The following is a 22,733-nucleotide window of genomic DNA, read 5'->3' as shown; positions in this document are numbered from 1 at the left end:
GGTGCAGGGGCGGCCGGTGCCGGCCGGCTGGTACTCCACGCCGTGGTGGAAGACCGCGCTGGGCGCGGGCGCCGGGGTGATCGGCGGCATGTTGATCGCCGACGCGCTGTTCTCCCCGGCCTTCGCCGACCCTGGCTACGAGGCCGGCTACCAGGAGGGCTTCGGCGACGGCGCCGACTACGGCGACCAGGGGGACGTCACCGGCGGCGACGCCGGGGCCGGCGACGCCGGGGCCGGTGACCTCGGTGGTGGTGACCTCGGTGGTGGTGACTTCGGTGGTGGTGATTTCGGTGGTGGTGACTTCGGTGGTGGGTTCGGCGACTGACGGCTTCGGTGCCGCTGCCCGGTCATCCCTGGGCCGGGCATGATCGACACGGGATGCGGCAAAGCGGGGTGTCAGAGGTGCGGGACACCCCGCTTTGCCGCAACTGGCGTGGCACAGCGCTGGCAAGGCGGCGGCAGAGCGCCGGCGGGACAGTCAGCCGGTGTTGCGCATGCCGGCGGCGATGCCGTTGACCGTGGTGAGCAGCGCCCGCTCCAACGCCGTACCGTCGCTGGGAGCCCGCCGCCCGCCCGGCGCGGTGGCCACCGCACGCCCGGCGGCCCCGGAGTCGCGGTACTGGCGAAGCAGCGCCACCTGGAGGTGGTGCAGCGGCTCCAGGTAGGTGTCCCGCACGGCGAGGGTGCGCTGAAGCACCGGTGAGTTGTCCAGCAGGGCCGGCGAGGCGGTGACCGCCAGCACCTCCTGCTTGGTCAGCTCGTACTCCTGCTCGATCGTCTCGAAGATCGGGTGCAGCTTCTTCGGGACCAGCGTCTCCACGTAGCGGCGGGCGATGGTGAGGTCCGTCTTGGTCAGCATCATCTCGACGTTCGACAGGAACGTGCGGAAGAAGTGCCAGTTGCGGTGCATCTCGGCGAGCACGTCGTCCAACCCGGCGGCGCGGGCCGCGGCGAGGCCGGAACCGACACCGAACCAGCCCGGCACGATCTGCCGGGTCTGCGTCCAGCCGAACACCCACGGGATGGCCCGCAGGCCGCCCAGGCCGGCGCCCGTGTTCGGCCGCTTCGCCGGCCGGGAGCCGATGTTCAGCGCGCCGAGCAGTTCGGTCGGGGTGGAGGCCCAGAAGTACGCCGGCAAGTCCGGATTCTCCACCAATGACCGGTACGACCGGTACGCCGAGTCGGAGACCACGTCCATCGCCGCGTCCCAGCGTTCCAGCATCTCGGCCGGCTGCCGGGGCGCGGTGTGCAGCAGTGTCGCCTGGAGCACCGCGGCCACGGTCAGCTCCAGGTTCTCCCGGGCCAGCGCCGGCAGCGTGTACTTGTCGGAGATGACCTCGCCCTGCTCCGTCACCTTGATCGCGCCGTCCAGGGTGCCGTACGGCTGAGCCAGGATCGCCTCGTGGGTGGGGCCGCCGCCGCGACCCACCGTGCCGCCCCGGCCGTGGAAGAGCCGCAGGTGTACGCCGTGCCGGGCGGCCACGTCGCGCAGCGCGCGCTGAGCCCGGTGGATGGACCACTGGCTGGTGGTGATGCCGGCTTCCTTGTTGGAGTCGGAGTAGCCGAGCATCACCTCCTGCACGTCGCCACGGGCCGCGACGAGGGCCCGGTAGGCGGGCAGCGACAGCAGCTCGTCCAGCAGGTCGCCGCCGGCGTTCAGCTCGGCCGGGGTCTCCAGCAGCGGTACGAAGCCGACCCGGGCCCGCCCGCTGTGCACGTCGACCAGGCCGGCCTCGCGGGCCAGCACCACCGCGGCGAGCACGTCGTCGACACCCAGGGTCATCGAGATGATGTACGACTCGATCACCTCGGCGCCGAACCGGTCCTGCGCCTCCCGGATCGTGCCGAACACGTCGAACGTCTTCTGCGCGCTCTCGGTCAGCGGGGTGTCCATCGTGGAGAGCGGCCGGCGGCCGGTCAACTCGTCGGCGAGCAGCTTGGTGCGTTCCAACCGGCTCAGCGCCGGGTAGTCGGCGACCTCGCCGACGGCCGCGTACAGCTGGGCGAGCACCTCGTGGTGCTTCTCGGCGTGTTCCCGGACGTCCATCGTCGCCAGGTGCAGGCCGAACGCGGAGACGGTACGGATCGTGGAGGCGAGCCGGCCCACGGCGGTGAGCTGCCCGGAGTTGCGCGCGAGGGAGGCACGCAGCAGCTCCAGGTCGGCGATCAGCTCGGCCGAGCCGCGGTAGTCCCGCCCCGGCACGTGCGGGGTGGCGTTGCGCAGCCGCTGTCGGGTGTTGGCCAGCTTCGCCTTCACGCACCGGGCCTTGAGCCGGTACGGCTCCTCGGCGTTGACCCGACGGAACCGGGGTGCCACCTCCGGCAGCGCGTCCAGGTCGGCGGCGAGGCTGGCGGAGAGGTCCAGCGACACCGCGCGCAGCCGGCGGGAGACGGAGACCTCGTTGATGAGGTGGTCCATCGCCTTCTCGGTGGCGGCGATGCCGTGCTCGTGCTGGATGCGCAGCACCTCGCGGGTGACCGCCGGGGTGACGAACGGGTTGCCGTCCCGGTCGCCGCCGATCCAGGTGCCGAAGGTCAACGGCCGGGCCGTCGGGGAGGTCTCCACACCGAGGGTACGCAGTGTGTCAGCGAGGTCGTCGAGGACCTGCGGCGCGGCCTCGGCGTACAGGTCGCGCAGGTAGTAGATGGCGTTGCGGGCCTCGTCGGTCGGGTCGGGCCGGTCCAGCCGCAGCTCGTCGGTCTGCCACATCAGGTCGAGCAGTTCGGCGAGCCGCCGGTTGGCCGGCCCCTCGTCGCTGGCGCCGTAGAGGATCGCGTTGGCGGTCTCGGCGTCCAACTCGTCGGCGACGGCGCGCAGCTTCGACAGGATGGAACGGCGGGCCGCCTCGGTGGGGTGGGCGGTGAACACCGGGCGTACCGCGAGCCGGCGGGCCGCCGCGGCGATCTCCTCGGCCGGCACGCCGCGTTCGGCGATCATCTTGGCCGCCTGGTCCAGCCAGCCACCGTGCATGGCGCGGCGACGGCGCAGCTCCCGGGCCCGGTGCACCTGCTCGGTGATGTTCGCCAGGTGGAAGTAGGTGGAGAAGGCGCGGGCCAGCTTGGTGCCGGTGGTCACGTCCAGCCCGCCGAGCTGCCGCGCGGCGGCCGGGGGGTCGGAGCGGACCTGAGCGCGGATCTCCTCGACCAGGTCGAGCAGGGGCCGACCCTCCTGGCGGGCCAGGGTCTGGCCGAGCAGGGTGCCGAGGCGGCGGATGTCGGCCCGGAGAGCGGCGTCGGGCCCGTCGTGGTCGTGCTGGTCGGTCACCATGCGCTCCTTACGCGAGTACGAAGGACAGCGCTGTCCGACTCCCTGGATGGTATCCGTGCCGCCCCCTCGGTAAGGAGGGGGACCGGGATGTCACCTTCCCCACGATCATGGATGGCCGCACCTCTTGACGGGGCGGCTCCGGCCTGCGGGCTCGTTACTGAGCGCCGGGATCCCGAACGAAGACACCCGCTCCGGGTGCGCCGTCAACGAGCCCGCGTGCCTTCAGCCAGTCGATGGCGGATCGCACCACCTGGCGAGAGACCTGGAACTCAAGGCAGAGTTCGGTGCCGGACGGCAGCTTGGCACCCGGCGGATACTCGCCCGACTCGATGCGCCGGGTCAACGTGTCGATGAGGCGTTGCTTCTTGGTGTAGGCAGGCATGGGCAGACTTCCGTGGCAGGTGTGCCCATGTGATCACGGCTGGACGCGGACCGTCAATGAAATGTGCTGCAAGGGCTTGACCTGACATGACAGGTAGTTCTAGGTTCAGGAGGGCGACCGTGGCAGGTCTCCCAGACCTACAAGGCGGCCCGGGGTGGAGGTGGCACTCCGATCCCCGGGCCTTGACCGGGAAGGACCCCGGCCCGTGGACAACCTATCGAACGACACCCACCCCCACTGGTGCCTACGCGGCCCGGACTGCGCCGGGCGCAACGACCTGCACCTGTCCCGTCTCGTCGACACGGCCGTCCGGGGTGACGAGGTGATCCAGGCCCGGCTCGGCCTGTGGCGGATGGAGGTCGGCCCGACCCCGCCGTCCGGCCTGTTGCTGGAGCTGTCCGCCGGGGCTGAGGTCGACCGGTGGCCGCTCGACCTGGCCCAGTCCCGCGCCCTCGCGTACCTGTCCCAACGGTTGGTGCGCCGGCTGGGCCCGACCGCGCTCCGGGTGGCCTGAACCGTCGTCGCCGGCGAGTGGTACTCCGATTGCGGCAGACGGGGGTATCTGGTCTTCCGGATACGCCGACACGCCGCAATCGGAGTAGATCTTGCCAACCGGGGGCGGTCAGACGACGGCGAAGGCGCGGACCGGGAAGGTGCCCATCCCGGCCACCCTCGGCGGGGCGGCGGTGAACCGGAACCCCTCCGGCGGCAGCGCGTCCAGACCGGTCAGGTGCTCCACGATCGGGATGCCGGCGGCCAGCAGGGCGCTGTGCGCGGGGCGTTCGCCCCGCGCGGCCGGGCTCATGTCGTCGATGTTGATCGAGTCGATGCCGACCAGGGTCGCGCCCGCCTCGACCAGTGCCTGTGCCCCGTCGGCGGTGAGATGGGGTGCGTCGGGCGCGGCGTACCGGTCGGTGCCGAAGTGCGCGGACCAGCCGGTGTGCAGCAGCACCGCCCGCCCGGCCACGTCGTACGGCGCCAGCAGCAGCCGGTCCACCGCCCGCGTGCCGGCCGGCACCCGGACCAGCAGGCCGGGCAGGTCGGCGAGCCGGTCCAACGGTATGCCGGTGAGGTCCACGCCGTCGGCGTACCGGTGTGCCGGAGCGTCCAGGTAGGTGCCGGTGTTGGCGATCATGTCGATCCGGCCCACCTGGAAGTCGGTGCCCGGGGCGTAGTTCGCCCGGGACGCCTCCCGGGTCAGCCACTCGGTGATCCGGGGTGCCGGCCAGCCGGGCAGGGTGACCATCCCGTCGGTGACCACGTGGCTCAGCTCGACCAGGCGTCGAGCCCCGCCGCCGTCGGGTGCGGCCACACCACGACCGCCCTTGTGCGGCTCCTCGATGATCGTCTTGTTGCTGATCCGTACCGTGTCCACCATCAGCAGCCCGAGGTGCCGGACAAGGAGTGCGGCCAGCTCGTCGTCGTCGATGTCCGGGCCGGGGATGTCCAGCCGGAAACCGTCGGTCCGCAGACCGCCACCGTTGGCGAAGGTGATCTCTGCGTCGAATTGTGCGCGATGCTGCCCCGTCATGCCCCCACCCGACCATTCGCCGCCCACCCAGTCAAGATCCCGGCTGTGGGTCACCTGGGTCCGCCATGGCAGGCGGGCCGATCGGGTCTCGTGGAGATAGTGTCGAGACGCAGACCCCCCGTCCAGACCGGGCGAGGGGTGATCGTCGTGTGCTCCCGCGGGGAAGTGGTCACTGATGCTCACCGGACTGTTCACCGCCGCCCTGGCCGACCCCGGGCTGGCCCGGGCGCGTGACCTGGCGCGCTCCGGTGCCGCCCAGGTGGACGGGCTGGACCTCACGGCCCCGGCCGCGCTGCGCCCGTTCGCCGTCGCCGCCGTCGCCGCCGACGAGCCAGCCGGTGGGGCCGGACGTCCCGTGCTCGCGGTGACCGCCACCACCCGTGAGGCCGACGACCTGGCCGCCGCGCTGGCCAGCCTCCTCCCGCCGGAGCAGGTGGAGGTCTTTCCGTCCTGGGAGACGCTGCCGCACGAACGGCTCTCGCCGCGCTCCGACACGGTGGGCCGGCGACTGGCGGTACTGCGCCGGCTGGCACACCCCGCATCGATGGAGCTGGACGGCCGGAGCGGTGCCCTGCGGGTCGTGGTGGCCCCCGTCCGGTCCCTGCTACAGCCGCAGCTCAAGGGACTCGGCGACCTGGAGCCGGTCCAGCTCGCCGCCGGCGACGAGGCGGACCTGGAGGAGGTGGCCCGCCGGCTCACCGACCTGGCGTACGCCCGGGTCGACCTGGTCACCAAGCGGGGAGAGTTCGCCGTACGCGGTGGCATCCTGGACGTCTTCCCGCCCACCGACGAGCACCCGTCCCGGGTCGAGTTCTGGGGCGACGAGGTGGAGGAGATCCGCACCTTCGCCGTCGCCGACCAGCGGACCATCGAGGGTGTGCCGCGGCTGTGGGCCCCGCCCTGCCGGGAACTGCTGCTTACCCCGGCGGTGCGGAAGCGGGCCGCCGCGCTCGCCGAGGAGCACCCGGAACTGGCCGAGATCCTCGACAAGCTGGCCGAGGGCATCCCGGTCGAGGGGATGGAATCCCTCGCCCCGGCGCTGATCGGGCCCGACTCGATGGAACTGCTGCTGGACTGCATGCCGGCCGGCACCCACGTGCTGCTCTGCGACCCGGAGCGGATCCGCACCCGGGCGCACGACCTGGTCCGTACCTCCGACGAGTTCCTCCAGGCCAGCTGGCAGGCCGCCGCGACCGGCGGGCAGGCCCCGGTGGACGTCGGCGCCGCCGCGTTCCGGACCCTCGCCGACGTCCGTGCGCACGCCCGTGCCCTGCGCCAGCCGTGGTGGACGCTCGCGCCGTTCGGCCTGGCCGAGGCCGACGCCACCGCCCCGGCCCGGCAACCGTGGGAGGACGCGCCCGGCGAGGTCGACGTCACCCCGGACGACGCCATCGCGGTGACCCTGGCCGCCCAACCCGCCCCGCTCTACCACGGCGAGACCGCCCGGGTGGTCGACGACCTCAAGCGCTGGGCCGGTGAGGGCTGGTCGATCGCGCTGGTCTTCGAGGGGCACGGTCCCGCCCAGCGGGCCGTCGAGGTGCTCCACGACGCGGGCCTCGGCGCCCGCCTGGTCGACCAGGTGCCGACCGCGCCGGCCCCCGGTGAGCTGCTGGTCTGCTGCGGGCGGCTGACCACCGGTTTCGTCGACGAGGCGTCGAAGTTCGTGCTGCTCACCGGCAACGACGTCACCGGTGGCCGGGGCGCCTCCACCCGGGACATGCGCCGGATGCCGAGCCGGCGGCGCAACACCATCGACCCGCTGGAGCTGAAGACCGGCGACCACGTCGTGCACGAGCAGCACGGCATCGGCCGGTACGTCGAGCTGGTGCAACGCACGGTCAACGGCGCGAGCCGGGAGTACCTGGTCATCGAGTACGCCCCGAGCAAGCGTGGCCAGCCCGGCGACCGGCTGTTCGTCCCGACCGACCAGCTCGACCAGCTCTCCCGGTACGTCGGCGGCGAGCAGCCCACCCTGCACAAGATGGGCGGGTCGGACTGGCAGAAGTCCAAGGCCCGGGCTCGCAAGGCGGTCCGCGAGATCGCCGCCCAGCTGATCCAGCTCTACGCCGCCCGGAAGGCGTCCAAGGGGCACTCGTTCGGCCCGGACACCCCCTGGCAGCGGGAGCTGGAGGACGCCTTCCCGTGGCAGGAGACGCCGGACCAGCTCTCCGCGATCGAGGAGGTCAAGCGGGACATGGAGCAGACCGTCCCGATGGACCGGCTGATCTGCGGCGACGTCGGGTACGGCAAGACCGAGATCGCGGTCCGGGCGGCGTTCAAGGCGGTGCAGGACGGCAAGCAGGTGGCGGTGCTGGTGCCCACCACGCTGCTGGTGCAGCAGCACTACAACACCTTCGCCGAGCGGATGAGCCAGTTCCCGGTGTCCATCCGGCAGCTGTCCCGGTTCCAGACCCCGAAGGAGAGCGAGCGGACGCTGGAGATGATCGCCGACGGCACCGTCGACATCGTCATCGGCACCCACCGGCTACTCCAGTCGGCCACCCGGTTCAAGTCCCTCGGACTGGTGATCATCGACGAGGAGCAGCGTTTCGGCGTCGAGCACAAGGAACACCTGAAGAGCATGCGGGCCTCGGTCGACGTGCTGAGCATGTCGGCCACCCCGATCCCCCGGACGCTGGAGATGGCGATCACCGGCATCCGGGAGATGTCCACCATCGCCACCCCGCCGGAGGAGCGGCACCCGGTGCTCACCTTCGTCGGGGCGTACGACGATCGGCAGGTGGCCGCCTCCATCCACCGCGAGCTGCTCCGCGACGGGCAGGTCTTCTACCTGCACAACCGGGTGGAGTCGATCGAGAGGGCGGCCCGGCGGATCCGCGAGCTGGTGCCCGAGGCGCGGGTGGCGGTGGCGCACGGCCAGATGGGCGAGGAAGCGCTCGAGAAGGTGATGGTCGGCTTCTGGGAGAAGGAGTTCGACGTCCTGGTCTGCACCACGATCGTCGAGTCGGGCATCGACATCCCGAACGCCAACACCCTGATCGTGGAGCGGGCCGACCTGCTCGGCCTGGCCCAGCTGCACCAGATCCGGGGCCGGGTCGGCCGGGGCCGGGAGCGTGCGTACGCGTACTTTCTCTACCCGCCGGACAAGCCGCTCACGGAGCACGCGCACGAGCGGCTGGCCACCATCGCCCAGCACACCGAGCTGGGCGCCGGCATGTACGTGGCGATGAAGGACCTGGAGATCCGGGGCGCCGGCAACCTGCTCGGCGGCGAGCAGTCCGGCCACATCGAGGGCGTCGGTTTCGACCTGTACGTCCGGATGGTGGGCGAGGCGGTGTCGGCGTTCAAGGGCGAGCGCCCGGAGGAGGAGAGCGAGGTCAAGGTCGACCTGCCGGTCGACGCGCACCTGCCGCACGACTACGTCGGCGTGGAACGGCTGCGCCTGGAGATGTACCGCAAGCTCGCCGAGGCGCGCGACTCCGAGCGGCTGCGCGAGGTGGTCGCCGAGATGACCGACCGGTACGGCGAACCGCCCGCTCCGGTGCAGAACCTCGTCGCGGTGGCCCGGTTCCGGCTGCTGGCCCGCCGGTACGGCCTCACCGACGTGTCGTTGCAGGGCAAGCACATCCGGTTCGGCCCGCTGCCGCTGCCCGACTCGAAGCAGCTGCGGCTCAAGCGGTACCACCCGGACTCGGTCTACAAGCAGGCCCTCGACCAGGTCAGCGTGCCCCGGCCGAGCACCCGGCGGGTGGGCGGTGAGCCGCTGCGCGACCAGGCGCTGTTGGAGTGGTGCGCCCAACTCCTCTCCGACGTGTTGGGCGAGCCCGAGGAGTGGGCCGGTTCTGCCCGCCCCGCAGTGGCGAGCGGAAGGTGAGACAGGCGAGCCCGAGGAGTGGGCCGGTTCTGCCCGCCCCGCAGTGGCGAGTGGAAGGTGACACAGGCGAGCCCGAGGAGTGGGTGGGGGCTGTCGCCGCAGCGGGGAGGGCATGAGAGAGTGACCGTCATGCGTGCTCGCCGTCTCATCGCCGCCGCCAGCGTCGCGGCTCTCGGTGTCCTCTCTCTGACCGCCTGCGGCAGGATGTCGCCGGACGTGGCGGCGTACGTCGGGGACCGCACCTACTCCATCGACCGGGTGGACGAGATCTACGACGACGCCCAGTCGCGTTTCGCGGAGGCGGTCCGGCAGCAGGCCACCGAGGCCGGCGCCACCCCCACCGCGGATCAGCTCCGTTCGACGGTGACCCGGCAGGACGTGGTGAACCTGCTGGTCAGCATCGACCTGGGCAAGCGGATCGTGGCCGAGCGGGGCCTGTCGGTGACCGACCAGTTCACCCCGGAGCAGCTCGCCCCGGAGCTGCGGATGCCGCCGCAGGCCGAGTACGCGAAGCTGTGGGGCGAGTGGGTGGACATCTCCACGACGCTCAACCAGCAGCTGCCGCCGGCCGAGCTGAGCGACGAGTCGGTGATGGCGGTCTACCACGCCATCGCGAAGGTTGGCGGGATCCAGCCCGGGCTGACCGTGGCCCAGGTACGGCAGGTCTTCGGCGACGGCGGATTCGTGCGTTCAGCGGCGGCGCTCAGCGCGGGGCTGGAGGAGCAGGCCGAGAAGGTCGACCTCTCGGTGAACCCGCGTTTCACGCCTCTCGGGGTGCCCTCCTTCGTGAACAAGGGCCAGGAGCTGATCTTCTACGCCCTGCCGTACGTCGAGGCGAGCAGCCCGGTCACCGAGGTCTCGACCCCTGACCCCGCCGTCACCCCGGACGAGCAGCAGGCGGTGGCGCCCTGAGCACCTGCGCCCGGATCGTCCTGCTGGTCACCTCACCCCGGCTGCCTGCCGGCCTGCTGACCGCCGCCGCCTGGGACGCCGTACGCTCCGCGCCGGTGCTGGCCGGCGCGGAGAGCCCGCTGACCGTGGCGGTCCGGGCGGCGGGCGTCGAGGTCACCCTGGTCGACACCGGCGCCACCCAGGCGCTGCTCGACGCGGTCGCCGGGCACGGTACGGCGGTCTGGCTGGCCGGGCCGACCGGCGACGAGTCGCTGGCCCGGGAGTTGGGGCTGCGGCTGGCCCGGGAACCGGGGCTGGCCGAACTGGAGCTGATGTACGGCTCGTGGGATCCGCCCGGCGCGCGGCTGCTGGACGCGGTCGAGGTGATGGACCGGCTGGCCTCCCCGGGCGGCGACCCGTGGAAGCGGGCGCAGACCCACCGTAGCCTCGCCGGTTTCCTGCTGGAGGAGTGCTACGAGGCGTACGACGCGATCAGCGCCGACGACACCGACGCGCTCCGTGAGGAGTTGGGCGACGTGCTGCTCCAGGTGCTGCTGCACGCGCGGCTGGCGGAGAACCTGCCCGAGGGCGAGCGGTGGAACGTCGACGACGTGGCCGGCGTCCTGGTGGACAAGATGGTTCGCCGCAACCCGCATGTCTTCGCCGGCGGCGAGGCGGGCACCATCGAGGAGATCGAGGCCAGCTGGGAGCGGATCAAGCGGGAGGAGAAGGCCCGCGCGTCGGTGCTCGACGGCATCGCGTTGAGCCAGCCGGCGCTCGCCCTGGCGGCGAAGGTCCTGGATCGCGCCGGCCGGGTCGGCCTGGCCGTCCCGCCCCCGTTGGCCGACTCGCAGGTCGATCCGGAGGCGAGGCTCGGCGCGAGCCTGCTGGCCACGGTCGCCGCCGCCCGGGAGGCCGGCATCGACGCGGAGGCGGCGCTGCGGCGCACCACCCTCGCGTACGCCGACGCCGTCCGCGCCGCCGAACGCGCCGCTCGCCCCTGATCTCGCGCGCCGCCGCCGCACCGCCTCCCGGGGTGTGATCCCCCCGCCGACCCTCCCGGTCATTCGCTGCGTGCGGTCTCTGGGCCGGTGATGCGCTCCAGCAACGGCAGGGTGGAGGCGATGATGCCGAGGCAGGCGGCCAAGCCGACGATCACGATGGCGGCGAACCCTCCGCCTGGAGCGGTGAGCGTGTAGTCCATCTGCGCCTTGAGGAACAACTGGGCGGCGAGGAAGCCCATGCCGACCGCGACCACAGCCACGGCGAGCATCGGCACGGCGCTTTCCAGGAGAACCACGCGTCGCAGGGTCCGCACCGGCGCGCCACTGAGGCGGAGCAGGCTGAACGGGCGCTTGCGTTCACTGAGGCCGCCGACCACGCTGACCGCCAGGCTGCAGCCGGCGAGTGCGAGGCTGGCGATGATGATGACGTGGGCCAGTTGTTGCCAGCCGCGTACCTGGTTGGCGAAGTCGGCCTCGAAGTCGCCGGGCACGTTGGGGGCTACCCAGAATTCCGTCGGGTAGGCAACCTCGAGAACGGTGCGCGAGCGTTCCAGCGCGGCGGCCGAAGCGTCGGTCCCGACGACGATCGACGCCACCGGCAACCGCTGGAGTTCGTCGAACGTGACGGACGCGGCGGGCCAGACCCTCGTGGAGGATGCCGGTTGCTCGAAGGGTATGAGGTTCATCGGCACCTCGGCAACGGTGACGCCGTCGGCGCACCGGCCGTACGCCGGCGGAAGGTCGGTGCACGCGACCAACCCTGGATCGCGGCCGTTGCCGAGGGCCGGGTTCTCGCGGACCACCGTCGTGCTGCGCACGCCGGGGACCGCGCGCAGGTCGGTCAGCACGGTGTCGGGCACCGACGGCGGGTTCTCGGTGAAGACGGTGGACAGTGTGCCGGCGTCGGTCGATCCGATCGGCGCCGGGCCGCGATTGGCGACGATCGTGGTGATCACGCCGACGGCCACGCTCGTGACGAAGAGGGCGAGCATGATGCCGCTGATCGCCCGGAAGCCGGCCCTCGGGTTGTCGGCGAGGCGCCGCGCGGCGATGAGCGTGGCAGGTCGGCTGGCGCGCCGTGCCATGGCCCGGGCGCCCATCATGGTCAGCCAGGGGCCGGCGAGGATCAGTCCGGCCATGATCAGCAGCAGTCCGGGCAGGAAGACGGCGGTCTGGCCGTCCGCCGTGGGGGGCCGGTGGACGAGGGCGAATGCCAGCACGGCGACGCCGAGCGCGAGCGGGATAAGCCGGTACGCGCGCGGGGGCCGGGGGGTGACCCGCCGGGTGACGCCGAGCGGGGAGATCCGGACGCGTCGTAGCGAGACCCGCGCCGCCAGCACCGCGCCGGCCGGAACGCCGAGCGCGACCACCAGGATGTCCAGCGCTCCCAGCGACATGTCGTCGGTGAAGAACCGCATGCCGGTGAACGGAATCGCGGCGAGGTGGCCGCGGAAGGCGAAGAACAGCACGAAGCCGAGGGCGGTGCCGACGACGGCCGCAGCGGCCGCCTCGGCCGCCGCGATCATCGAGATCTGTTTCGGTGTCGCGCCGACCAGGCGCATCGCGGCGAACCGCTGCTCCCGGCGGGCGGCGCTGAGCCGGGTGGCGGTGCCGATGAAGATCAGCACCGGAAACAGCAGACCACCGGCTATCACGCCCATGATGAGATTCACCACGGTCTCGGGGAGCGCGGGGGTGTTGTCGCCGATGCTGGTGAGTTGTCTGGCTCTCGGCAGCTTGGCGACCTCGTCGGGGGCGCCGCCGACGATGATGAGCAGGGCGTCCGGCGACGTGAGCGCTGCCGGACCGATCGTGCCGACGTCGCGCCCCGGGTAGCGGTCGCCGAGCTGGTCGGCGGGGTTGGCGGCGAGCAGTTGCCGCATCGCCGGCGAGGCGTGGTACTCGCCCGGCCCCGGCGTCTTCGGAATGCCGACGGGGGTGGGCGCGTCCGGCCCGGTCGCGGCGACGTCGATGCGGATGATCTGCTCGCCGCGGAAGTAATCGCCCCGTGTCGACCACCACAGCGGATCCGCGGTGCCGCCCGTCGAGGCGGTGGGATGCAGGGAGGCGTACCGGGTGAGCTGCGCGTTGACGGCGTTGACGCCGGCGAGGGTGGTCAGCAGGAGCCCGGCGCCCACGGCGACCGCGGCGGCGATGATGACGAGCCGGGTGAGCGCCTCCCGGCCGCCGGCCACCGCGAGGCGTAGCCCGAAGCCGATCATGACGCGATCCGATCCGGCGCGTTCACGCGCCCGTCGCGGACGATGACCTCGCGGTCGGCGCACGCGGCGACCCGTGGTTCGTGGGTCACCAGGACAACCGTGGTGCCCTGCTCACGGGCCACGGCGACCAGCAGGTCCATGACCTGCTCGCTGGTGAGCGAGTCGAGCGCGCCGGTCGGCTCGTCGGCGAAGAGGACCTTCGGCCCGGCGACCAGGCCGCGGGCGAGGGCGACGCGCTGCGCCTGGCCACCGGACAGCTCCCCCGATCGGCGCTGCTCCATGCCGTCCATGCCGAGCCGTTCGAACCAGCCGTACGCCTTTCGCAGCGCCTCCGTCCGGCGGACCCCGCCGAACAGCAACGGCAGGGCGACGTTCTCCACCGCGGTGAGCTCCGGGACGAGCTGACCGAACTGGAAGACGAACCCGAAGCGGTCCCGGCGCAGCCTGCTGCGTTCGGCCTCGGTCATGGAGTCGACCCGGGCTCCGTCGAACAGGACCTCTCCGGAGCCGGGAACAAGGATGCCGGCCAGGCAGTGCAGCAGCGTCGACTTGCCCGAGCCGCTGGGCCCCATGATGGCGAGGATCTCGCCCGATTCCACGGCGATGCTGGCCCCCCGCAGCGCGGGGGTCCTGCCGAACGAGAACATCACGTTCCGCGCCTCGATCGCGATCGTCATGGCCGCACCTCCTTCTTGAGGGCGTCCAGCCGAGCGCCGGTCATCTCGATCCACCGTAGGTCCGCCTCCAGGTGGTACAGGCCGTGATCGGCCAGCAGCGCGTCGACGAGACCGCCGGTGCGCTTGATCTCGGTGAGCTCGCGCATCCGTTGCAGGTGCGCGCGGCGCTGGGTGTCGAGGTATTCACCGGCGGGGCGGTCCAGCATCAACGCGAGCACGACCTTGGCGAACAGCACCGTCTGCAGATGCGGCTCCGGCTCGACCGGCTGGGTGAGCCACTGCTCCACCTCGGTCGCGCCCAGGTCCGTGATGACGTAGCGCTTGCGGTCGGGCCCGTCACCCGGACCGACCTCGCTGATCACCACCTTGCCGTCGCGGGCCAGTCGGCTGAGTGTCGAGTAGACCTGGCCGAACGGCAGCGGCTTGCCGCGGCCGAAGTACGCGTCATATTCGCGTTTCAGGTCGTAGCCGTGGCTGGGCTCCCGTTCGAGCAGGCCGAGGAGGGTGACAGGAACGTTCATGTCAGCAGACTACACTGAGGGTATACACCGCGTGCATAGCCGCCTTGTTCATGGTTCCGGATCGTGGATAACCGAGCCGGGCCGCGTGCCACGGCGGGTGCGCAGGCGTCGGTAGGGTCGGGGGATGGAGTCCTTCGTACCCCTCGCCGAACGGATCGTCGACGCCCTGCTGGAGAGCCGCCCCGGCCTCGCCACGTCCGTCGGGGACCACCGGTACGACGACCGGCTACCCGACCTCTCCGCCGACGCCGTCGCGGCGGACCAGGCGATGTTGACCGACGCCGCCGACGCCCTCGCCGAGCTGGACGCGGACGCCCTCGACGTCGACGAGCGGGTCGATCACGCCCTGCTCAGCTCCTTCGTGGACCGGGCGTTGTTCGACAACGCCGAGATCCGCAGCCACGAGTGGGACCCGCTGCGGCACAACCCGGGCCCGGTGCTGCACGCCCTGTTCGCCCGCCCGTACGCCCCGGTGGAGGAGCGGCTGACCCACCTGGCGGGGCGGCTGGCGGCCGTACCCGACGCCCTGGCGACCGCGCGGGCGACGCTGCGCGACATGCCGCGGATCCATGCCGAGACGGCGGTCGGGCAGTTCACCGGCACCGCGGCGCTGATCCGCGACGAGGTGCCGGCGCTGCTGGCCCAGGTGCCCGCCGGATACGACCGGCTGGGGCCGGCAGCCACCGGTGCCATCGCCGCGCTGGAGGAGTTCGTGGCCTGGCTGCGGGACGGCCTGGCCGCCGACGCCGGCCCGGGGCGCGACCCCCGGCTGGGGCGGCGGCGCTGGGAGGCGCGACTGTGGCACACCCTCGACACGGAGCTGGGCGCGGCGGAGGTCCAGCGGCGGGCGTGGGACAACCTGGACCGGGTCACCGAGGAGATCCGGTCGGCGGCGGTCGAGCTGGTCGGCGGGCCGGCCGACGACGAGACGGTACGCCGGGCGCTGGACCTGCTCGCCGCCGAGCATCCCGACAACCACACCATCGTGGACCTCGCCTCGGTCACCCTGGACGAGGCGACCGACTTCGTCCGCGCGCACGACCTGGTGACCTTGGTCGACGACCCGTGCGTGATCCAGGAGATGCCGGAGTTCGCCCGGGGGGTGGCGGTCGCCTACTGCGACTCGCCCGGCCCGCTGGAGACGGCGGACCTGCCCACCTTCTACTGCATCGCGCCCACCCCGGCCGGCTGGCCCGCGTACCGGGTCGAGTCGTTCTACCGCGAGTACAACGACCACATGATCCGCAACCTGACCGTGCACGAGGCGATGCCGGGGCACTTCCTGCAACTCGCCCACGCCCGCCGGTACGCCGGCCCGACCCGGGTCCGGCCGTTGACCGAGTCGGGAGTGTTCATCGAGGGCTGGGCGGTGTACGCCGAGGAGCTGATGGTCGGCCTCGGCTTCGGTGGTCTGCCGGTGCGGTTGCAGCAGCTCAAGATGCAGCTACGGATGACCATCAACGCGCTGCTCGACCAGCTCGTGCACTGCGAGGAGCTGCCCGAGGCCGAGGCGATGGCGCTGATGACCGGGCGGGGTTTCCAGGAGGAGGGCGAGGCGGCCGGCAAGTGGCGGCGGGCGCTGCTCACCTCCACCCAGCTCTCCACGTACTTCGTCGGGTGGAGCGAGATGGCGGACATCGCCCGGGTCCGACCGGCCGGGGTGTCGGTGCGCGAGTGGCACGACGCGATGCTGGCGCACGACTGCCCGCCGCCGCGCCACCTGCGTACCCTGCTCGGGATCTGATCCCGCGTCAGGAGGTGGCCGGGCGGCGGTCGACCACGCCGGCACCGGCCGGCAGGTCGAACGCGGTGGCGTCCACCGCCGCGGAGAACCGGTTCAGCGTCATCTCGGTGGGACGGCCGTCGAGCGTGCCGGCGAAGCTGCCCAACACGCCCTCGCTGGTCACGCAGGTGTGAAAGGCGTCGGTGGAGCGCCGGACATCCACGCAGGTGGCGTGGTGGCCGGCCACCGTGGTGTCGCTCTGCGTGATCACCGCGTCCGGATCGAGGGCGGCGTCGGTGAGCAGCCGCATCACCGCCGGCGGGGTGACCAGGCCGAGTTTCTTCGCCTCCGTGTAGACCAGCACCGAGGGCTTGCCGGCGGTCACCGTCGGAGGCAGCACGGTGCAGTTGGTACGCCCACCGGCGGTCGCGCACCGGGTGATCGAGTCCTGGGTGACGGTGATCTTGCCGTCCGGCCAGGTGTACGTCGAGCGCAGCGGCTGCTGCGTCTGGGCGATCGAGGCGGTCCGCCCGCCGTCGAACTGGTAGTCGGCGGCCCAGGTCTCGGTCAGCGCCCCGTCCAGTCGCGCGGCCAGGTCGTTGACCAGGTCGGACCGGCCGAGGACGCGCCCGGTGTCGGTCAGGGCCTGACAGCCGGTGACGGAGAGCGACGCGATGACCGACACGGTGAGCACGCGGAGGGTGGGCAAGACGGCGGGCATGGCGACCAGCCTGGTCGATCGGGTCCACCGGACGCAAACCCGTTGCCGGTTGAGGCCGGAGAATCCGGGAATGTCCGGCTGGGTGCGCGGTGCACGGTACGGCCCGTGGCCCGGGCGACGCCATGCGCCGGGCCGCCGCCCGATACGCTGCGTTCAACACTTGCCTCCGCCGCACCGTCGCGGCCCATACCGGACTCGCACACACGAACGAGGAGCGACTCAGTGGCAACCATCGAGGGAATCGTGGCCCGGGAGATTCTCGACTCGCGGGGCAACCCGACGGTCGAGGTCGAGGTGGGCCTCGACGACGGCACGATCGCCCGCGCGGCGGTGCCCTCCGGCGCCTCCACCGGCGCCTTCGAGGCGATCGAGCTGCGCGACGGTGACTCCGACCGCTACCAGGGCAAGGGCGTCGAGAAGGCGGTCGCCAACATCGAAGACAAGATCGTCGACCAGCTCATCGGGTACGAGGCCAGCGAGCAGCGGCTGATCGACCAGAAGATGCTCGACCTCGACGGCACGGACAACAAGGCCGAGCTGGGCGCCAACGCCATCCTGGGTGTCTCGCTGGCCGTCGCGAAGGCCGCCGCCGGCAGCGCCGAGCTCAGCCTCTTCCGCTACCTGGGCGGCCCGAACGCGCACCTGCTGCCGGTGCCGATGATGAACATCCTCAACGGTGGGGCGCACGCCGACTCCAACGTCGACATCCAGGAGTTCATGATCGCTCCGATCGGCGCGCCCAGCTTCCGTGAGGCGCTGCGCTCCGGCACCGAGGTCTACCACGCGCTCAAGTCGGTGCTGAAGAAGAAGGGCCTGTCGACCGGCCTGGGCGACGAGGGCGGCTTCGCGCCGAACCTGCCCACCAACGCCGCCGCGCTGGACCTGATCGCCGAGGCGGTCGAGAAGGCCGGCTACCGGCTGGGCGCCGACATCGTCTTCGCCCTCGACGTGGCCGCCACCGAGTTCTTCGACAACGGCACCTACACCTTCGAGGGCAGCGCGAAGAGCGCCGAGGAGATGAGCAACTACTACACCAAGCTCATCGGCGACTACCCGATCGTCTCCATCGAGGACCCGCTGTCCGAGGACGACTGGAGCGGCTGGGCCACCCTGACCGCGGCGGTGGGCGACCGGATCCAGATCGTCGGCGACGACCTGTTCGTCACCAACCCGCAGCGCATCGCCCGGGGCATCGCGGAGAAGGCCGCCAACGCGGTGCTGGTGAAGGTCAACCAGATCGGTTCGCTGACCGAGACCCTCGACGCGGTGGACCTTGCCCACCGGGCCGGCTTCACCTGCATGATGAGCCACCGTTCCGGCGAGACCGAGGACACCACCATCGCCGACCTGGCGGTGGCCACCGGCTGCGGCCAGATCAAGACCGGCGCCCCGGCCCGCTCCGACCGGGTCGCCAAGTACAACCAGCTCCTGCGGATCGAGGAGGAGTTGGCCGACGCGGCGCGGTACGCCGGCGCGGGCGCGTTCCCGCGCTACCGTTCCGCCTGACGACGCGAAGCCTCGGGGGAGGGGTGTGACGATGCAGCAGCGCCGCACACCGGGTGGCCCGCGTCCCGCCCGCCGACCGACCGGTCGGCCGGGCGGGGCCCGCGCCCGGACGTCGGTCCGCGACGGTGGGATCCGTGCCGAGCCGCGCAGCGCCGCGCGGGTGCGGGGCACCGACGGCGTACGCTCCGCGAGCCGTCCGGCCGCCGCCCGGCGTACGGCGACCGGTGGCACCATCAGGCGGCTGACCGCACCCCACCCCCGACGCTTCACCGGGCGGGCCACCGTGCTCTTCGCGGTGTTGATCGCGCTCGCCCTGGCGTACACCTATCCGGTCCGGGTCTACCTCGACCAGCAGGTGGACATCGAGCGGATGGAGGCCGCCCAGGTCGCCCAGCGGCAGGACATCGCCCGGCTGTCGGCCGAGGCCGCGAAGTGGCAGGACGAGGAGTACATCAAGATCAAGGCGCGGGAGCGCTTCTTCATGGTCCCGCCCGGCGAGACCCCGGTGATCGTGCTGTACGACCCGGAGGGGGCTGCCCGGGACGCCGCGGCCGGGCGGCCGAAGGCCCCGCCGAAGGACCCGGATCCCTGGTACGACACGCTGTGGTCGAGCGTGCGGGCGGCGAACGCGGAGCGCCCCGACCAGTGAGCAGCACCCCGGCACCGAACGAGAGATGGGCACCGTGACTGTCGTACCACCGCAGGAGCCGGCGGCGGACTCCGTACCCCCGCCGAAGCGCGAACCGGCCACGGAGGCCGACCTGGCCGCGGTGGCCGCGCAGCTCGGACGCACGCCCCGGGGTACCCGGGCGGTGGCCCACCGCTGCCCGTGCGGCCTGCCGGACGTGGTGGAGACGACCCCCCGGCTGACCGACGGCACCCCCTTCCCGACGCTGTTCTACCTGACCTGCCCCCGCGCGACGGCGGCGTGCAGCCGGCTGGAGTCGGCCGGATTGATGAAGGAGATGGCCGACCGCCTCGCCGCCGACCCGGAGCTGGCCGCCCGCTACCGGGCGGCGCACGAGGACTACCTCACCCGCCGGGAGGCGATCGGTGAGGTGCCGGAGATCGCCGGCATCTCCGCCGGTGGGATGCCCGGGCGGGTGAAGTGCCTGCACGTGCACCTGGGACACGCGCTGGCCGCCGGGCCCGGGGTCAACCCGTTCGGCGACGAGACCCTCGCGTTGGTGGAGCGATGGTGGGCGGCCGGTCCCTGTGTGGACCTGCCGGTCGTCGAGTGAGCACGGGCGAGGTCGTCGTTCGGCGGGCCCGCACCGGGGACGTGCGCGGGATCCGGCGGCTGGTGGACACCTACACCGACGACCGGCGGCTGCTGAGCAAGGCCACCGTCACCCTCTACGAGGACGTGCAGGAGTTCCGGGTCGCGGTGGCCGGCGACGGCACCGTGGTCGGCTGCGGCGCGCTGCACGTGATGTGGGAGGACCTGGCCGAGATCCGCACGGTCGCGGTGGACCCGGCCTGCCGGGGGCAGCGGATCGGTCACCGGATCGTCGCCGAGCTGATCGAGGCGGCCCGGGAACTGGGGGTGGCCCGGATCTTCGTGCTCACCTTCGAGACCCGGTTCTTCGCCTCGTTCGGCTTCACCGAGATCGACGGTGCGCCGGTGCCGCAGCCGGTCTACGAACAGCTGCTCCGCTCGTACGACGAGGGCGTCGCCGAGTTCCTGAACCTGGAACGGGTCAAGCCGAACACCCTGGGCAACACCCGGATGCTGCTGCGCCTGTAGCGGCGGACCGGCTGCCGTAGGGTTGCTGCCGTGACGACGCGCGTGGCCGCCATCGACTGTGGCACCAACTCCATCCGCCTGCTGGTCGCCGATCTGCCCGACCCGTCGGCCGGCCCGCAGGCGCCGCTGGTTGACCTGACCCGCCGGATGGAGATCGTCCGGCTCGGTCAGGGCGTCGACCGGACCGGCCGGCTTGCTCCCGAGGCGATCGAGCGGACCCGGCTGGCGCTGGCCGACTACGCCGCCGAGATCGAGCGGCTCGGCGCGCAGCGGGTACGGATGTGCGCCACCTCGGCGTCGCGCGACGCGGAGAACGCCGGTGACTTCCGGGCCATGGTGGAGCGGACCCTGGGCGTCGCCCCCGAGGTGGTCACCGGCGACGAGGAGGCCCGGCTCTCCTTCACCGGCGCGGTGCGCGGCCTGCCCGCCGACGCCGAGCCGCCGTACCTGGTGGTCGACATCGGAGGCGGCTCGACCGAGTTCGTGGTCGGTACCCGCACCGAGGGCGTGCAGGCGGCGATCTCGATGGACATCGGTTGCGTCCGGATGACCGAGCGGCACCTGCACGGCGACCCGCCGGGGCTGGACGAGATCGCCGCCGCGCAGGCCGACATCGCGGTCGCGGTGGACCGCGCGCTGGCGGCCGTCCCGGGGCGGGAGGTCGCCACGCTGGTCGGCCTCGCCGGTTCGGTCACCACCGTCGTCGCGATCGCCCAGGGCCTGACGGAGTACGACCCCAAGCGCATCCACCACGCCCGGGTGTCCTACGACCGGGTCGCCGACGTGACCGCCGACCTGCTGGCGAAGACCCGCGAGCAGCGGCTGGCCAGCCCGGTGATGCACCCGGGGCGGGCTGACGTGATCGGGGCGGGTGCGCTGGTGTTGCGCGTGATCATGGAGCGGGCCGGGATGTCCTCGGTGGTCGCCTCGGAGCACGACATCCTCGACGGCATCGCCTGGAGCCTCGCGGAGACCGCGGCGGACGACCGTCGCAGCTAGGTGCGGGATCTCGCGCGGGAGGCCGCGCAGCGCGACGCCGAACCGTTGCGGCGGTTGGCGCGGTGAGGTCCTGGTCGAGGTCGACAACCTCGTGGAGATCGCAGTGCGCCCAGCTGCGCAGCTATCACGCTGTTGACGGTATTCCGCACTGCGCAGTAGTGTGTGAAGCTGTGGACACCACACAACTACTCAAGGGTGTGCTGGACCTGGCGGTGCTCGCCGTCCTGCGGGACTCCGACGGCTACGGCTACGACATCCTGCGCCGGCTCAAGGCGGCCGGGCTGGAGGAGGTCGGTGACGCCTCGGTCTACGGCACGCTGCGCCGGCTCTTCGCCGCCGGGCTGCTCACCACGTACGTGGTGCCGAGCGAGTCCGGGCCGCACCGCAAGTACTACTCACTCAACGCCACCGGGCGGGACCAGCTCACCCGCTCCGGCAAGACCTGGCGCTCCTTCGCCACCACCATGGACAGACTGCTCGACGATCGGGGGATGGCGGCATGACCGTCACGGGGCAGGAGATCACGGACTACGTCGGACGGGTACGCGCCGCGCTGGCCGACCTGCCACCGGCGCTCCGCGACGAGTTGACCGAGGATCTGCCGGAGCATCTCGCGGAGGTCGCCGCCGAGGGGGACGGTTCGCTGGTGCAGCGCCTCGGCGAGCCGGAGGCGTACGCCGCCGAACTGCGGGCCGCCGCCGGCGCGGGTGAACGGACCGACGGCAGCCGCAACCTGGAGTCGCGGATCGGGGCGGTCGTGCGCGGGGCCCGCGGCCGGCTGGCCCGCGTCGACGCCCGGCTCGGCCCCCTGCTCGGGTACGCCTCGGCGGGTGAGTTCCTGCGGCTGCTCCGGCCGGCGTGGTGGGTGCTGCGCGGCTACCTGGCCGCCCTGCTGCTCGGCGTGCTGAGCAGCAACGGGGACGTTGCCCTGCTGCCCCGGCTCGGGCACAGCGTCGTCGCCGGTGCTCTCCTGCTGGTCGGGTTTGTGCTCGCCTCGATCTGGCTGGGCCGCAACGTCGGTACGCTGAAGCGTTGGCCGCGCCGGCTGATGCACGCCGGCACGGTGGTCCTGGTGATCTTCGGCCTGACCGTGCTGGTGCAGGCGGACGAGCGGGCCAACTGGGACAGCACGTACGGGTACGACACGGTCTCGGTCGGGCACCCGTACGAGGCGGTGGAGGACGTCTACGTCTACGACAGTGAGGGTCGGCTGGTCGAGAACGCGCGGCTGTTCGACCAGAACGGCACCCCGATCCGGCTCGGTTGGCCGTCCTGCGACGCCCCGACCCTGCCCGAGGTCAACCCGGTGCAGCGTGGCTACCCGTACTGCCCGCAGCAGGCACCCTTCCGGCCCCGCCCGCCGGTCGCCGTTCCCGACGTGCCCGGGGTCGCACCGACGGTCGACGTGCCGGCCTTGCCCGGGACCGCGCCGACGACCGGCACCCCGGCTGCGCCGACGCCGACGCCGACGCCCGCGGCCCCGACGGTGACGCCGACAGTCGACCTGACGGCCGGTCCGACGGCCACCGCGACGCCGGCCCCCACGCCGACTGGGTGAGCATCGGCTTCCGGAAATGGCTGAACGGCTGAGTCCGGCGGGTCAGCAGGCTTCGATCTTGGTGACTACGGTGTCGTCTGCTCACAGCCCCGTCCCGGGAAGGAACGTCATTGGCCGAGCAGGTCGTACCGCCCGCCACCCCAGAGCC

Annotated in this window: 19 protein-coding genes and 1 pseudogene; 13 read left to right on the top strand and 7 right to left on the bottom strand. The window is 72.2% G+C overall.

Going from position 1 to position 22,733, the window contains the following annotated elements:
* Nucleotides 1-325: pseudogene (locus tag E1166_RS19065) on the top strand (hypothetical protein); the annotation flags it as partial.
* 153 nt (nucleotides 326-478) lie between these two features.
* On the opposite strand, the gene ppc reads toward E1166_RS19065, so the two are convergent.
* On the bottom strand, nucleotides 479-3,265 hold the full coding sequence (gene ppc, locus E1166_RS19060) for a phosphoenolpyruvate carboxylase (protein WP_132266230.1): 2,787 nt from the start codon (nucleotides 3,263-3,265) through the stop codon (nucleotides 479-481).
* A 157-nt stretch (nucleotides 3,266-3,422) separates the two neighbouring features.
* Entirely contained in the window at nucleotides 3,423-3,650 is a 228-nt protein-coding gene (locus E1166_RS19055) for a winged helix-turn-helix domain-containing protein (RefSeq protein WP_132266226.1), read from the bottom strand.
* A 205-nt stretch (nucleotides 3,651-3,855) separates the two neighbouring features.
* Here E1166_RS19055 and E1166_RS19050 point away from each other — a divergent pair, with 205 nt between their 5' ends.
* Nucleotides 3,856-4,164, top strand: coding sequence for a hypothetical protein (locus E1166_RS19050; protein ID WP_132340657.1), 309 nt, complete (start codon nucleotides 3,856-3,858; stop codon nucleotides 4,162-4,164).
* 108 nt (nucleotides 4,165-4,272) lie between these two features.
* Here E1166_RS19050 and E1166_RS19045 read toward each other — a convergent pair whose 3' ends face one another.
* Nucleotides 4,273-5,181: a cyclase family protein gene (locus E1166_RS19045; protein WP_132266223.1), complete on the bottom strand. Its 909-nt coding sequence runs from the start codon at nucleotides 5,179-5,181 to the stop codon at nucleotides 4,273-4,275.
* Nucleotides 5,182-5,356: 175 nt separating this feature from the next.
* On the opposite strand from E1166_RS19045, the gene mfd reads away from it, so the two are divergent.
* The 3 genes from mfd to E1166_RS19030 all read left to right on the top strand — a co-directional run bounded on the left by mfd (nucleotide 5,357) and on the right by E1166_RS19030 (nucleotide 10,911).
* Nucleotides 5,357-9,016 (top strand): transcription-repair coupling factor, encoded by a 3,660-nt coding sequence (mfd, locus tag E1166_RS19040; RefSeq protein ID WP_132266220.1) that lies wholly within the window; start codon nucleotides 5,357-5,359, stop codon nucleotides 9,014-9,016.
* Between the two features lie 129 nt (nucleotides 9,017-9,145).
* Nucleotides 9,146-9,928, top strand: coding sequence for a hypothetical protein (locus E1166_RS19035; protein WP_132266217.1), 783 nt, complete (start codon nucleotides 9,146-9,148; stop codon nucleotides 9,926-9,928).
* Nucleotides 9,925-10,911, top strand: coding sequence for a nucleoside triphosphate pyrophosphohydrolase (locus E1166_RS19030; protein ID WP_132340655.1), 987 nt, complete (start codon nucleotides 9,925-9,927; stop codon nucleotides 10,909-10,911). The genes E1166_RS19035 and E1166_RS19030 overlap by 4 nt, the downstream gene beginning before the upstream one ends.
* Before the next feature lie 59 nt (nucleotides 10,912-10,970).
* Here E1166_RS19030 and E1166_RS19025 read toward each other — a convergent pair whose 3' ends face one another.
* The 3 genes from E1166_RS19025 to E1166_RS19015 are packed head-to-tail and all read right to left on the bottom strand — an operon-like array spanning nucleotide 10,971 to nucleotide 14,331.
* Nucleotides 10,971-13,133 (bottom strand): ABC transporter permease, encoded by a 2,163-nt coding sequence (locus E1166_RS19025; protein WP_132340653.1) that lies wholly within the window; start codon nucleotides 13,131-13,133, stop codon nucleotides 10,971-10,973.
* Nucleotides 13,130-13,810 carry an ABC transporter ATP-binding protein gene (locus E1166_RS19020; protein WP_132340651.1) on the bottom strand — a complete coding sequence of 227 codons (681 nt, stop codon included), beginning with the start codon at nucleotides 13,808-13,810 and terminating at the stop codon, nucleotides 13,130-13,132. Before E1166_RS19020 ends, E1166_RS19025 begins: the two co-directional genes overlap by 4 nt.
* Nucleotides 13,807-14,331 (bottom strand): PadR family transcriptional regulator, encoded by a 525-nt coding sequence (locus tag E1166_RS19015; RefSeq protein ID WP_132266202.1) that lies wholly within the window; start codon nucleotides 14,329-14,331, stop codon nucleotides 13,807-13,809. Before E1166_RS19015 ends, E1166_RS19020 begins: the two co-directional genes overlap by 4 nt.
* 124 nt (nucleotides 14,332-14,455) lie before the next feature.
* Between E1166_RS19015 and E1166_RS19010 the strand changes: the two genes are divergently transcribed.
* On the top strand, nucleotides 14,456-16,075 hold the full coding sequence (locus E1166_RS19010; protein WP_132340649.1) for a DUF885 domain-containing protein: 1,620 nt from the start codon (nucleotides 14,456-14,458) through the stop codon (nucleotides 16,073-16,075).
* A gap of 7 nt (nucleotides 16,076-16,082) precedes the next feature.
* Here the strand turns inward: E1166_RS19010 and E1166_RS19005 are convergent, their stop codons facing one another.
* Entirely contained in the window at nucleotides 16,083-16,775 is a 693-nt protein-coding gene (locus tag E1166_RS19005; protein WP_132340647.1) for a hypothetical protein, read from the bottom strand.
* Between the two features lie 222 nt (nucleotides 16,776-16,997).
* Between E1166_RS19005 and eno the strand changes: the two genes are divergently transcribed.
* The 7 genes from eno to E1166_RS18970 all read left to right on the top strand — a co-directional run bounded on the left by eno (nucleotide 16,998) and on the right by E1166_RS18970 (nucleotide 22,585).
* Entirely contained in the window at nucleotides 16,998-18,281 is a 1,284-nt protein-coding gene (gene eno, locus E1166_RS19000; protein ID WP_132266192.1) for a phosphopyruvate hydratase, read from the top strand.
* Nucleotides 18,282-18,312: 31 nt separating this feature from the next.
* A complete protein-coding gene (locus E1166_RS18995; protein ID WP_132266189.1) occupies nucleotides 18,313-18,930 on the top strand; it encodes a septum formation initiator family protein in 618 nt (205 codons plus the stop codon).
* A gap of 34 nt (nucleotides 18,931-18,964) precedes the next feature.
* A complete protein-coding gene (locus E1166_RS18990; protein WP_132266185.1) occupies nucleotides 18,965-19,522 on the top strand; it encodes a DUF501 domain-containing protein in 558 nt (185 codons plus the stop codon).
* A complete protein-coding gene (locus E1166_RS18985; protein WP_243706263.1) occupies nucleotides 19,519-20,028 on the top strand; it encodes an amino-acid N-acetyltransferase in 510 nt (169 codons plus the stop codon). The genes E1166_RS18990 and E1166_RS18985 overlap by 4 nt, the downstream gene beginning before the upstream one ends.
* Nucleotides 20,029-20,070: 42 nt before the next feature.
* A complete protein-coding gene (locus E1166_RS18980) occupies nucleotides 20,071-21,027 on the top strand; it encodes a Ppx/GppA phosphatase family protein (RefSeq protein WP_132340659.1) in 957 nt (318 codons plus the stop codon).
* Between the two features lie 170 nt (nucleotides 21,028-21,197).
* A complete protein-coding gene (locus E1166_RS18975) occupies nucleotides 21,198-21,530 on the top strand; it encodes a PadR family transcriptional regulator (RefSeq protein WP_132266179.1) in 333 nt (110 codons plus the stop codon).
* Nucleotides 21,527-22,585 (top strand): hypothetical protein, encoded by a 1,059-nt coding sequence (locus E1166_RS18970; RefSeq protein WP_132340645.1) that lies wholly within the window; start codon nucleotides 21,527-21,529, stop codon nucleotides 22,583-22,585. Before E1166_RS18975 ends, E1166_RS18970 begins: the two co-directional genes overlap by 4 nt.
* The last annotated feature ends 148 nt before the right edge of the window (nucleotides 22,586-22,733 follow it).

The sequence above is a fragment of the Micromonospora sp. KC213 genome (assembly GCF_004348325.1).
GTDB lineage: Bacteria > Actinomycetota > Actinomycetes > Mycobacteriales > Micromonosporaceae > Micromonospora.
Note: the sequence above shows the minus strand (reverse complement) of the source record. Positions and strands in the feature narration are given on the sequence as shown.